Here is a 13,187-nt window from a genome sequence, read left to right as displayed (position 1 = left end):
TACTATTTAGTAGCCCTTGTGAGGTGATAAGAGTGGGATTTGTAACGAAAATGTTAAATTCCTTTCTAGAATATTTACAAATCGAAAAAAACTATTCACAATATACAATTGTTTGCTATGAAAAAGATATTCAGATTTTTATTGACTTTTTAACTGGTGAAAACATAAAAAGTTTGAATGACGTTACATATGCAGATGCAAGAAATTTTTTAACGCAATTACACGAAAAGCAGTATGCAAAACGCTCAATTTCAAGAAAAATATCTACTTTACGTAGCTTTTATCGTTATTTACATCGTGAAGAGCTTGTGAGTGAAAATCCATTTGTTTTAGTATCATCGCCTAAAAAAGAGCATAGAAATCCTCGTTTCCTGTTTAAAGAGGAGATGGAGGCGTTATTTCAAGTTTGCGATGTGTCAACGCCATTAGGACAACGCAATCAAGCTATTATTGAGCTTATGTATGCAACCGGTATCCGAGTAAGTGAGTGTGCATCAATGAAATTGACTGACATTGATTTTTCAGCCCAAACAGTTCTCGTTACTGGGAAGGGGAAAAAGCAACGATATGTCCCTTTTGGAAGTTACGCAAAAGTAGCGTTACAAACATATATCAATGAAGGTCGAGCTCACTTGCATGAAAAATCAAATTCATATACAAATACGCTGTTTTTAAACTATCGAGGAACATCGTTAACAGTGAGAGGAATTCGTCTAATTCTTGATAAAGTTGTTAAACAAACAGCTGAGAACATACATATTACTCCGCATATGTTTCGACATACGTTTGCAACACACTTACTTAACGAAGGTGCAGATCTTCGGGCGGTACAAGAACTTTTAGGGCATGAACATTTATCAACAACACAGATTTATACTCATGTCACAAAAGATCGACTTAAAGCTGTTTATATGAATCACCATCCTCGTGCGTAAAAGGAGAGATTACATTGTCAAACTTTCATGCTACTACCATTTTTGCAGTGCATCATAATGGAGAATGTGCAATGTCTGGAGACGGTCAAGTAACGTTTGGTAATGCTGTTGTGATGAAGCATACAGCAAGAAAGGTAAGACGTTTATTTCAAGGTCAAGTTTTAGCTGGATTTGCTGGCTCAGTGGCAGATGCATTTACTCTTTTTGAAATGTTTGAAAGCAAGCTTGAAGAGTATAATGGAAATCTACAACGAGCTTCGGTTGAACTAGCAAAAGAATGGAGAAGCGATAAAGTGTTGCGTCGTTTAGAAGCAATGCTTATCGTTATGAACAAAGAACATCTATTGCTTGTTTCTGGAACAGGTGAAGTAATTGAACCTGATGATGGTATTTTAGCTATTGGCTCTGGTGGGAATTATGCGTTATCTGCTGGGCGCGCGTTAAAGCAACATGCTGGTACTCACCTAACAGCAAGAGAAATTGCAAAAGCAGCTTTAACTGTTGCAAGTGAAATTTGCGTTTATACAAATGAACATATCATTGTGGAAGAATTGTAGAAAGGGGATTTTTTAATGAATTCTCATTTAACGCCTCGACAAATTGTTGAAAAGCTTGATCAATATATTATTGGCCAAACAAATGCTAAAAAAGCAGTAGCAGTAGCACTTCGAAATCGCTATCGACGAGGTATGCTGAACGAACAATTGCGTGATGAAGTAGTCCCTAAAAATATTTTAATGATTGGTCCAACAGGTGTAGGTAAAACTGAAATTGCAAGAAGACTAGCAAAACTTGTAGGAGCACCTTTTATTAAGGTAGAGGCAACAAAATTCACAGAAGTTGGTTATGTTGGTCGTGATGTAGAATCGATGGTGCGAGATCTTGTTGAAACTTCTGTTCGACTGGTAAAAGAAGAAAAGATGAATAAAGTACAAGATAAAGCAGAGCAAAACGCTAATGTGCGTCTTGTAGACCTTCTTGTGCCGAGTAATAAGAAGCAGCAGTCATTTAAAAACCCTTTTGAAATGTTATTTTCAAATAATGCTCAAGGAGAGCACACTCAAACAGATCAGACAGAAGATCAGACAATCGAAGTAAAAAGAAAACAAATGGCTCATAAGCTTGCACTAGGTGAGCTTGAAGATCATTATGTAACAATTGAAGTTGAAGAGCAGCAACCTTCTATGTTTGATATGCTACAAGGATCGGGTATGGAGCAAATGGGCATGAATATGCAAGATGCACTTGGTAGTCTTATGCCTAAAAAGAAAAAGAAGCGTAAATTAACAGTTCGTGATGCACGTAAAGTATTAACGAATGAAGAAGCTCAAAAGCTAATTGATATGGATGAAGTAACGGCTGAAGCTGTTAACCGTGCTGAAGAATATGGCATTATCTTCATCGATGAAATTGATAAAATTGCTCGTAAAAATTCAGGTGGGTCTTCTGCAGATGTATCAAGAGAAGGAGTTCAACGAGATATTTTACCAATCGTTGAGGGGTCAACCGTTGTAACGAAACATGGAGCTGTGAAAACAGATCATGTCTTATTTGTCGCGGCTGGAGCGTTTCATCTTTCTAAACCATCTGACTTAATTCCAGAATTACAAGGCCGTTTTCCAATTCGTGTGGAATTAACAAAATTAACAGTAGAAGATTTTGTGAGAATCTTAACGGAGCCTGATAATGCGCTTTTAAAGCAATATAAAGCGCTATTGGAAACAGAAGGTATACAAATTGAATTTTCAGACGATGCTATACGTAAGATTGCAGAAGTAGCATTTCACGTTAATCAAGATACGGATAATATTGGTGCGCGTAGACTTCATACAATATTAGAACGTTTATTAGAGGATCTATCGTTTGAAGCACCTGATGTAACATTAGACAAGATTGTCATTACTCCTCAGTATGTAGAAGAGAAGTTGGGCAAGATTGCAAGTAACAAAGATCTAAGTCAATTTATCTTATAATAGACTAAATTTACACCCTCCTTTCAAAAAATCAATTGAGCATCGCTCGATAGGTAAGTGAGAGGAGCTTAAAGAAACCGAAGTAGCAGGAGGAACAATAATGGAGTTATTAAATAAAACAAGAAAGATTAATGCAATGTTACAAAGAGCGGCTGGTAAACCAGTAAACTTTAAAGAAATGGCAGAAACATTATGTGAAGTAATTGAAGCAAACACATTTGTTGTAAGCCGCCGCGGTAAATTATTAGGAATCGCAATTAAGCAGCAAATTGAAAATGAGCGTATGAAAAGTATGTTAGAGGCTCGTCAATTCCCTGAAGAATATACAAAAAATCTATTCAATATTAATGAGACATCTTCGAACTTAGATGTGGATAGTGAATACACTGCGTTTCCAGTAGAAAACAAAGAGCTATTTAAAGCTGGTTTAACAACAATTGTTCCAATTATCGGTGGTGGTGAGCGTTTAGGTACACTAATCCTTGCTCGTCTCGATCGTCAATTTGAAGATGATGATTTAATCCTAGCTGAATATGGAGCAACCGTTGTTGGAATGGAAATTCTACGTGAAAAAGCAGAGGAAATTGAAGAAGAAGCGCGTAGTAAAGCAGTTGTACAAATGGCAATTAGCTCGTTATCATATAGTGAGTTAGAAGCAATTGAACATATTTTCGAGGAATTAAATGGAAATGAAGGGTTACTAGTAGCAAGTAAAATTGCAGATCGAGTTGGAATTACGCGTTCTGTTATTGTAAATGCACTACGTAAACTTGAAAGTGCTGGTGTTATTGAGTCTCGTTCTTTAGGCATGAAAGGAACGTATATTAAAGTGTTAAATGATAAGTTCTTAGTTGAACTTTCAAAGTTAAAGTCTAACTAATACGGTTGCTAGAAATGAATAAATAAAAGAGGTTGTATCGAAGGAAGCGAGAAGCTCCTTATCGGTACAACCTCTTTTTGTTTAAATAAACAAAGAATGTGTATTGGAATTCTAATTACATATCATTACGTAATATTGTCAATAGATTTCGATAAATTAATAATTTCTATATTTTGGTTTATTTACAAGGTCTTTTAAATGGCTTATGTTTAAATACGTGTGACATTTGTTACATATTAATCATGTTAACTTTGAGAAGATATAGATGCGCAAAAATATATGGGATTTTTTGTTTATTTTCTGATGTAAAGGAACTGATAAAATTTAGATGTATTAGTGAAAATTGGCTAAAATACATAGACATTTCTACCTTTTTTACTTACAATATGGGTTATTGAGTAATAAGTCGAAATTTGTCAGAAAGTTTACACTTTCGTTTCAATCACTAAAGAAAATGAGGGGTTTGTGTGGAGTTATTTTCAAAGACAATGCAATCACTTGAATATGGTTTGAGTTACGCTTCTCAGAAGCAGAAAGTCATTTCCCAAAATATTGCGAATGTAGATACACCAAATTATAAAGCACAAGATTTATCTTTTAAGTCAGCTCTTCATCAGGCAATGAATCCTTCGATGACAGCAAATAGAACGGATAACAGACACTATCATTTTACTAATTCCTCTCGTACTGGATTGAATGTACATACGAGAAAAGATATAGCGTATCATCCCAATGGTAATAGTGTTGATATCGATAAAGAAATGTCAGAAATGGCCCAAAATCAAATTTATTACGAAGCGTTAGTGGAACGGCTAAGCGGCAAATTTAACTCGTTAAGAACCGTTGTCCAAGGAGGTAAGTAAAGATGACTATTTTTCATAGTATGAATACAACTGCATCAGGACTTACTGCCCAAAGACTGAGGATGGATGTTATTTCGTCAAATATGGCAAACATAGACACAACAAGAGCGAAAAATGTCGATGGACAATGGGAACCTTATCGACGAAAAATGGTTGTGACGAGCCCTAAGGATCAAAACTTTGCAACGGTGTTTCGTCAAGCTTTAAGTGGAAAATCGCAGGCTATAGGTAGTGGAGTAAAAGTGACAAGCGTAGTAGAAGATGAGTCGCCATTTAAGCTCGTTTATAATCCACAGCACCCCGACGCTGATGAGCAAGGTTATGTCCAAATGCCTAATGTTGACCCATTAAAAGAGATGGCAGACTTAATTAGTGCTACTCGCTCATATGAAGCTAATATTACAGTGTTAAATTCCACAAAAAACATGCTAATTAAAACACTTGAAATTGGAAAGTAGGACGAAAAAAGATGATTAATTCAATCTCGAATCAAATACCAATGATTGATCGAAACGTTCAAACGTCACAAGCAATATCAGCGAATGATGTACATAAACAATTCTCAACGTTTCTAAAGGATTCCATCAACAAACTAAATGAATCACAAAATAGCTCTGATATTGCAACAGAGAAATTAGTAAGAGGAGAGCAAGTAGACTTACATGAAGTCATGATTGCTTCACAAAAAGCTAGTATACAACTTCAAACAACCATTGAAATACGTAATAAAGCTGTAGAAGCGTATCAAGAGATCATGAGAATGCCAATTTAATAGCTTCATACTAAAAAATATTGATACAGCTTTTAAGCGGTTATGTTTATAGATACAAAAGTAGCAATAACCGGAGGAAGATAATGAACGAAAGATTAGCAATATTTAAAGAACAACTAAGCGCATTTTGGGATAAGCGATCTAAAGCACAAAAGTTTTCGATCATTGGAGGAAGTCTCATTGCTCTTCTAGTAGTTGTGTTACTATCTGTTTTAGCTAATAAAGAAAACTTTGTTCCGCTTTACAGTAATTTATCACCTCAAGAAACAGGTCAAATCAAAGCGGAATTAGATGCGCGAGGGATTCAATCAGAAATTTCACAAAATGGGACAACAATTTCTGTTCCGGAGCAGGCTGTGAACTCATTAAAGGTCGATTTAGCAGCTCAAGGTATTCCGAATAGTGGAAGTATCGACTATTCATTTTTTAGTAATAATGCTGGATTCGGAATGACAGATAATGAATTTGATGTACTCAAACTTGATGCAATGCAAACAGAGCTTGGAAACTTAATCAAAAATATTGAAGGTGTTAATGATGCAAATGTCATGATTACATTGCCTCAAGAAAGTGTTTGGGTTAAAGATCAAGCTGAACAAGCATCTGCGTCGATTGTTCTAAATACAAAACCTGGATATGAATTTGATCAAAAGCAAATTAAGTCGCTTTATCATCTAGTATCTAAAAGTGTACCAAACTTACCTACAGAGAATATCGTCATTATGAATCAAAACTTTGAGTATTTTGACCTAAATAATCAAGAAAATTTATCTGATTCTAGTTCTTTTGTCGCTCAACATGGGTTGAAGAAAGAAATAGAACGAGATATTCAGCGTCAAGTACAACGAATGTTAGGCACGATGATGGGACATGACAAAGTGGTGGTTTCAGTTACTGCTGATGTGGATTTTACGAAAGAAAATCGAGAAGAAAATTTAGTAGTACCAGTCGATGATGAAAATATGGAAGGAATTGCGGTAAGTGTTGAGCGCATTACTGAAACTTTCTCAGGAAGTGGAGCGCAGGCAGGGGGAACAGTAGGAACGGGAGAGGATGACATTCCAAACTATGCAGAAGCTGGTGTGGGAGAAGATGGCGACTATGAACGTGTGGAGGAGCGAATTAACAACGATGTTAATCGAATTCGTAAAGAAATTGTAGAGAGCCCATACAAGGTGAGAGATTTAGGAATTCAAGTGATGGTAGAACCTCCTACCCCTGATAATCCAAATACATTATCAGAAGAGAGTGTCCAAGATATTCAACAATTATTAAGCACAATCGTTCGTACAACGATTCAACAAGATGGAACCGTACCAGAGCTTACAGAGGAAGAGGTTGCAGACAAGGTAATGGTTTCAGTTCAACCTTTTTATGGAAAAGCTGAATCTCCTCAAAATGGAACATCTTCTGTTATTCCGACTTGGGTATATATCGTAGCGGGTGTGTTACTTCTAGTTATTATTGTTTTACTTGTTTTATTAATTAGAAAGTCAACAAAGCAAACTGATGACTTTACTGATGAACTTGATAAGTACATAGAAGAACAAGAAGTGACGTCTTTAGAAAGAAAGCCATCGTTAACTGATGAGCAAAAAAGATATCAACGATTGGAAAAAATGGCAAAAGAGCAACCGGAAGAGTTTGCAAAGCTAATGCGTACATGGATCTCCGAGGACTAAGGGGGAAAGGTAAGTGACAAAATCATTTCAAAAAGGTGAATTAACAGGGAAACAAAAAGCTGCAATGTTACTCATTTCACTTGGTCCAGATGTATCAGCATCTGTTTACAAACATTTAAGTGAAGAAGAAATTGAAAGATTAACTCTTGAAATTTCAACAATGAGGAAAATTGAACCTGAAACAAAGGCAGCCATTTTAGAGGAATTTGAACAAATAGTAATTGCGCAAAATTATATTGAGCAGGGCGGAATCGGATATGCAAAAGAAGTGCTAGAAAAGGCACTAGGCTCTGAGCAAGCGATGTTGATTATTAATCGTTTAACATCATCTTTACAAGTTCGACCTTTTGACTTTGCACGTAAAGCCGATCCAATGCAACTGTTAAACTTTATTCAACATGAGCATCCACAAACGATTGCACTTATATTATCTTATTTAGACTCCATGCAAGCGGGGCAAATTTTATCATCATTGCCGCAAGAGCAACAAGCAGATATTGCAAGAAGAATTGCAACAATGGACAGTACATCTCCAGACGTCATTAATGAAGTAGAGCAAGTATTAGAACGTAAACTTTCTACTACTGTGACTCAAGACTATACACAAACTGGTGGAATCGAAACCGTTGTTGAAGTATTGAATGGTGTAGATCGTTCAACCGAGAAAATCATTTTAGATACACTTGAAATTCAAAATCCAGAATTAGCCGAAGAAATTAAAAAGAGAATGTTTGTTTTTGAAGATATTGTTGCATTAGACAACCGTTCTATACAGCGTGTTATTCGGGATGTTGAAAATGAAGATTTGCTTTTAAGCTTGAAAGTAGCGAGTGAGGAAGTAAAAGAAATTGTCTTTCGTAATATGTCAAAACGGATGTCTGACACATTTAAAGAGGAAATGGAATTTATGGGTCCAGTTCGTTTGAAAGATGTAGAGGAAGCTCAATCACGTATTGTAGCCATCATTAGAAGGTTAGAAGATGCTGGCGAAATTGTCATCGCGCGTGGTGGAGGAGATGATATTATTGTCTAACATTATCAAAGCTTCTTATGCAGAGAAGGAGCGCGCAAAAAAGGAAATTGTAATTAAGTCTCTTTCTTATGGAAAACAGGTGAATACTGAGAAAGAGGAAACGGCTGAGCAGATTATAAAGCGGGCCAAGCGGCAATCTGATCAGTTACAACAAGAGGCTGAAGCGCTTCTTGTAGAAGCAAGAAATCAAATAGAATTAGAACGTCAACAATGGGAACAAGAGAAAGAGTACCTTGAACAAGAAGCAATGCAAAAAGGGTATGAAGACGGGGTGGAGCAAGGGAAGAAAGCAGGTTATGCGGATTATGAAGCGCTAATTTCCGAAGCTGTAACGATTACGAACCAGACAAAGGAGTCGTACTACGATTACCTTCAACAGTCAGAAGAAGTCATTTTCCAGCTCGGTTTTACGTTGGCGCAGAAAATTATAGACCAGCAATTTAATGTAGATAAAACATCGTACCTCTCAATGGTTAAAAGTGCAATAAAAGAAGTGAGGGACGAAAGAGAAATTCAGCTTTTTGTATCACCTACTTATTATGAAATTGTACATGACCAAAAGCAGCAATTACTATCTTTATTGAATGGCGAAGCAACCTTATTTATTTATGTAGACGAAGGGTTAAGTACACATGGTTGTATTCTTGAATCAGCTTTTGGACGAATTGATGTGTCTGTTGATAGCCAATTAAATGAATTAAAACAAAAGCTAGCAGAACTTTTAATGGGAGATATGAGTCGTGAAAGTAGAACAACTAATTAACCAAATTCATCATACCCCATCATTGAAAAGATACGGAAAAGTAAATCGAGTAGTTGGATTAATGATTGAATCAAAAGGTCCACGTGCATCTATAGGTGATGTTTGTTATATCCATGTTGGCCATCACCAAAGTATGCATCTAAATAAAATTCAAGCAGAAGTGGTTGGATTTCGAGATGAGCATGTGATCTTAATGCCTTATACATCCGTACGGGATATTTCACCAGGATCTATTGTAGAAGCAACCGGAAAACCGTTGCAAATTAGTGTTGGTCATGGCTTGTTAGGAAAAGTGTTGGATTCGTTAGGGAATCCTTTAGATGAAACAGAATTGCCAGCTGGTCTCACAAAAGTTGGTACAGATCAGAATCCTCCTAACCCATTAAGTAGACCTCCTATTTCAGAGCCTATTGAAGTTGGTGTTCGAGCAATTGATAGTTTGCTAACGGTTGGAAAAGGGCAACGTGTGGGTATTTTTGCAGGTAGTGGAGTTGGAAAAAGTACGTTACTTGGAATGACAGCTAGAAATACAAAAGCAGATTTAAATGTAATTGCGTTAATTGGAGAGCGTGGACGAGAAGTACGAGAATTTATTGAAAGAGACTTAGGTGAAGAAGGATTAAGAAAATCTGTTGTGGTTGTTGCTACATCAGATCAACCCGCTCTCTTTCGTATAAAAGCGGCCTATACCGCTACTTCAATTGCTGAGTATTTTAGAGATCAAGGATTAAATGTCATGTTTATGATGGATTCCGTTACTCGAGTTGCAATGGCTCAGCGTGAGGTAGGTTTGGCAGTTGGTGAACCACCAACTACAAAAGGATATACACCTTCTGTCTTTGCTATATTACCTCGTCTATTAGAACGTACAGGCACAAATCATTTAGGGTCTATTACAGCATTTTATACCGTCTTAGTTGATGGAGATGATATGAACGAACCGATTGCTGATACAGTTCGAGGGATTATTGATGGCCATATTGTGTTAGATCGAGCAATTGCAAATAAAGGTCAATATCCGGCGATTAATGTGCTCAAGAGTGTTAGTCGTGTCATGAATCATATTGTTGATTCTACTCACCGAACAGCTGCGGAAACGTTAAGAGGACTTCTTGCTACGTATATAGATTCTGAAGATTTAATTAATATCGGAGCTTATAAAAAAGGATCGTCTTTAGAAATCGATCAAGCAATTAACTATTACCCTCAAATCATTTCTTTTCTAAAGCAAAGAACAGACGAGAAAGCATCAATTGTACATAGTGTTGAAAGGTTAAAACAATTGATTGAGAAAGGTGAATGAGGATGACATACCATTTTAAATTTGCCAAAGTGATGTCCGTTAAAGAGAACGAAAAAAGTCGTCTCCTAGCTGAATATAATGAATCAGTCGATAAGTTTGAAAAAGTGGGTCAACGTTTATATGACAAACTTAAACAAAAAGAAGAAATGTTAGAAAAGCAAGCAAATCGAATGATGTTCGGTGTATCAATCCTAGAGGTTAAAAATTTTCAGCAATTTTTAACAAACATCGAACATGCTATTACGTTGTTACAAAAAGAAGTCATGATAGCAAGACAGGCAATGTATGTAAAAGAAGAAAGATTACAAGAAAAAAATATAGAAGTAAAAAAGTTTGAAAAGATCAAAGGGAATGACTATCACCGTTATGTGCAAAGTCAAAAAGAACTAGAAAACAAGCTGATGGACGAAGTTTCTATCCAGCAGTACATGCTGAAAGGGCATTAGGTGAGTATGAGTAACGTAACAGATCAAGAGCAAGAAAGAAAATATAGTAAATTCCAAGTGTTTTTCTTACTAATTTTTATCCCTGCGCTTTTTTCTCTGTCGATTTTATTTGGAGTATTAACTGTAGCGGGGGTAGATGTCAAAGATAAAGTAGTACAGATGGCTGAATATGTGCCTTTTATCGATAGTGAAAAGGAAGAAGTGCAAAAGAGAAGTGTTGAAGAACAAAACAAACAAATAGAAAGTCTTCAAGACGAATTAGACAATAGAAACGAAACAATTGATTTATATGAGAAAAAAGTCAATACGTTATCTGCTGAAAAAGAAAAGCTACAGCTAGAAGTTCAGCAGTTACAAGAATTATTAGATGAACAACAGCAAGAGCGCAAGGGAGAAAATATAGAGCTAAAAGAACTTATGTCTACTTATGAAAAGATGACCCCAAAGCGTACAGCTCTTATTGTATCTGAGCTAACAGAAGATCAAGGTTTGTTGTTGCTTCAACAATTAAAGAGTGATAAAAGGTCAGCGGTGCTAGAAAAGATGGACCCAAAAACAGCAGCAAAATACACATCGTTGCTCGTTCAAAATATGGACCTTGAATAACGAGGAGGTGTATAAAATGAACCTAGAGTTACTCTCAATAAGAAATGAGAGGCAGCAATCGTTTAACAAAGTAAATAAGCAGTCCAAATTTAATGAATTTAGTAATGTATTACATTCAATAAATGAACGTTCTAAGATGGATGAGACTCATACATCAAGCGTGAATAAAAAGCCAGTAACGACAGATGAACAAATTAACACTCTTATGGAGATAGTGGGGATGCACCTTCAGTACAGCAATGAAGAAGCCAATGAAGAAAGTGCTCTGTTTGCACCAGTTCTAGAGATGATGAACCATGTAACAACAGATGAAAAGGATGAATCGGAGCTGATTCAATTAGTCGATTTATTAGCGGATATGATTGAATACCGTAGTGGTCATTCAGACAGTATACAAGTAATGGACGTAGTGAATGTCAAAAACGAAACGGAAATCGAATCTATCTCTAGCTTGCTGCATCTCTTAAAAGAAATATCTAAAGAATTTACTAACCAAATGCAGGTGTTAAAGAATAGTCTAAATCAACCTCGTATCTTTGATATGAAGCTATCTAAGTCTGAATTAACGAGTTTACTTGAAGTTGCAAAAGAAATGCTTGCTAAAGTTCAAGAGTCAAAAGGGTTGTCTTCTACTCAATTATTTTCTGATGTGAAGAAATTTTCACTGCCTATTGTTTCCCCGTCGTTAAAAGCAAACTTCACTAGTCATAATGGTGAAGAAGCAAAAAGTAGTACAGGAAGCTTCCTCACTACTCCACCTTCTTTTGTAAGTGGAGAAATGACGAGAGTTCAGCAGTTTGTATTGCATGTAGGAAATAGTAGAACAAAAAGTGACATCGATTCGGAACAATTTATTAAACAAGTGCAAGAGATTTTATCCAAATCTATTTTTAGTAAGCATGCACAACAAACCCGACTAGTTATTAAACTATTCCCAGAACACCTAGGTTCATTACAAGTAGAACTGATGAAGCAAGACAATCACATGATTGCTCGTATCATTGCATCCACAGCTACTGCTAAGGAAGCACTAGATGACCAGATTCAGTCATTAAAGCAAGCATTTGCAAATCAACAAATTTCAATTGAAAAGATTGAAGTTCAGCAACAGCCAATTCTAATGGAACGATCTTACATGGATGGTCACACCAAACAACAAAAAGAACGAGAGAAACAATCAACCGATCAAGACATAGAGCCGTCTGAATCAACAGAGGAAAATACGTTTAACGAGACATTGCAAGATGCACTAATTAATTACAACGTTTAGGTGGGAGTATATGTCGAACACAATTGATTCAAGTTTATATTTGAAAAACTATCAAAAGCCAGCTAAGCAGACGGGGAATGATGTATTAGGTAAAGATGACTTTCTGCGCATTTTAATGACACAGCTGCAAAATCAAGATCCCATGAATCCGTTAGAAGATAAAGACTTTATTGCACAAATGGCTCAGTTTTCAACATTAGAGCAGATTACGAATATGGGGAAAAGCTTTGAAAAGTTTACAACACAAATGAATCAAATGTCACTGATTCAATATCAACAATTTGTTGGAAAAGAAGTCACATGGCATAAAGTAGCAGAGCAAGGTGACGGCCATTCTTCCGTCCAACAAGGAACAGGAACCATCGCGTCTATTCAATATAAAGGAGAACAAGTTTTATTTGAATTAACAGATGGGACACAACTTGAACCTGCCAATATTTCAACTGTTCATCGTACAGATACAAGAATTGAGAACAATTCACTTGTTCAAGCTAGTACACTAATTGGGAAGCACGTGACATGGAAAGGGTCAGACAAAGTCGAGCAGACAGCTGCTGTAAATTCTGTATCAGTAAAAAATGGCACACTTACACTGATAGTTAATGATGAATCTATTGCCTTAAATCAAATTATAAAAGTTAGTAGATAGATAAAGGGGGAG

General features: G+C 36.2%; 15 protein-coding genes. All 15 read left to right on the top strand.

Annotated features, from left to right (window positions below; genetic code table 11):
* Positions 1-50: 50 nt before the first annotated feature.
* A complete protein-coding gene (gene xerC, locus DIS06_RS08550; protein ID WP_204166779.1) occupies positions 51-935 on the top strand; it encodes a tyrosine recombinase XerC in 885 nt (294 codons plus the stop codon).
* A gap of 14 nt (positions 936-949) precedes the next feature.
* Positions 950-1,492, top strand: a complete 543-nt coding sequence (gene hslV, locus DIS06_RS08545) for an ATP-dependent protease subunit HslV (protein WP_110112840.1) — start codon at positions 950-952, stop codon at positions 1,490-1,492.
* Between the two features lie 15 nt (positions 1,493-1,507).
* Positions 1,508-2,908, top strand: coding sequence for an ATP-dependent protease ATPase subunit HslU (hslU, locus tag DIS06_RS08540; protein WP_110112839.1), 1,401 nt, complete (start codon positions 1,508-1,510; stop codon positions 2,906-2,908).
* A 100-nt stretch (positions 2,909-3,008) separates the two neighbouring features.
* A complete protein-coding gene (gene codY / locus DIS06_RS08535; RefSeq protein WP_110112838.1) occupies positions 3,009-3,788 on the top strand; it encodes a GTP-sensing pleiotropic transcriptional regulator CodY in 780 nt (259 codons plus the stop codon).
* Positions 3,789-4,255: 467 nt separating this feature from the next.
* The gene (gene flgB, locus DIS06_RS08530) at positions 4,256-4,651 is read left to right on the top strand and encodes a flagellar basal body rod protein FlgB (protein WP_110112837.1); all 396 of its coding nucleotides are present in this window, start codon (positions 4,256-4,258) and stop codon (positions 4,649-4,651) included.
* 2 nt (positions 4,652-4,653) lie between these two features.
* Positions 4,654-5,109 carry a flagellar basal body rod protein FlgC gene (gene flgC / locus DIS06_RS08525; protein WP_110112836.1) on the top strand — a complete coding sequence of 152 codons (456 nt, stop codon included), beginning with the start codon at positions 4,654-4,656 and terminating at the stop codon, positions 5,107-5,109.
* A 41-nt stretch (positions 5,110-5,150) separates the two neighbouring features.
* Positions 5,151-5,423, top strand: coding sequence for a flagellar hook-basal body complex protein FliE (gene fliE / locus DIS06_RS08520; protein ID WP_239421976.1), 273 nt, complete (start codon positions 5,151-5,153; stop codon positions 5,421-5,423).
* An 83-nt stretch (positions 5,424-5,506) separates the two neighbouring features.
* Entirely contained in the window at positions 5,507-7,105 is a 1,599-nt protein-coding gene (fliF, locus tag DIS06_RS08515; protein WP_110112834.1) for a flagellar basal-body MS-ring/collar protein FliF, read from the top strand.
* A 13-nt stretch (positions 7,106-7,118) separates the two neighbouring features.
* Positions 7,119-8,138, top strand: coding sequence for a flagellar motor switch protein FliG (fliG, locus tag DIS06_RS08510; protein WP_110112833.1), 1,020 nt, complete (start codon positions 7,119-7,121; stop codon positions 8,136-8,138).
* Complete coding sequence (gene fliH, locus DIS06_RS08505) at positions 8,131-8,901, top strand: flagellar assembly protein FliH (RefSeq protein WP_162595920.1); 771 nt, start codon at positions 8,131-8,133, stop codon at positions 8,899-8,901. Before fliG ends, fliH begins: the two co-directional genes overlap by 8 nt.
* The gene (gene fliI / locus DIS06_RS08500; protein WP_110112831.1) at positions 8,879-10,204 is read left to right on the top strand and encodes a flagellar protein export ATPase FliI; all 1,326 of its coding nucleotides are present in this window, start codon (positions 8,879-8,881) and stop codon (positions 10,202-10,204) included. Before fliH ends, fliI begins: the two co-directional genes overlap by 23 nt.
* Before the next feature lie 2 nt (positions 10,205-10,206).
* Positions 10,207-10,650, top strand: a complete 444-nt coding sequence (fliJ, locus tag DIS06_RS08495) for a flagellar export protein FliJ (protein ID WP_110112830.1) — start codon at positions 10,207-10,209, stop codon at positions 10,648-10,650.
* A 6-nt stretch (positions 10,651-10,656) separates the two neighbouring features.
* Positions 10,657-11,256, top strand: a complete 600-nt coding sequence (locus tag DIS06_RS08490; protein WP_110112829.1) for a MotE family protein — start codon at positions 10,657-10,659, stop codon at positions 11,254-11,256.
* A 16-nt stretch (positions 11,257-11,272) separates the two neighbouring features.
* The gene (locus tag DIS06_RS08485) at positions 11,273-12,526 is read left to right on the top strand and encodes a flagellar hook-length control protein FliK (protein WP_110112828.1); all 1,254 of its coding nucleotides are present in this window, start codon (positions 11,273-11,275) and stop codon (positions 12,524-12,526) included.
* Between the two features lie 10 nt (positions 12,527-12,536).
* Positions 12,537-13,175 carry a flagellar hook assembly protein FlgD gene (gene flgD / locus DIS06_RS08480; RefSeq protein ID WP_110112827.1) on the top strand — a complete coding sequence of 213 codons (639 nt, stop codon included), beginning with the start codon at positions 12,537-12,539 and terminating at the stop codon, positions 13,173-13,175.
* Positions 13,176-13,187: the final 12 nt, after the last annotated feature.

The sequence above is a fragment of the Bacillus sp. CGMCC 1.16541 genome, from assembly GCF_003184905.1.
In the GTDB taxonomy this organism is placed as follows: domain Bacteria; phylum Bacillota; class Bacilli; order Bacillales; family Bacillaceae_H; genus Priestia.
Note: the sequence above shows the minus strand (reverse complement) of the source record. Positions and strands in the feature narration are given on the sequence as shown.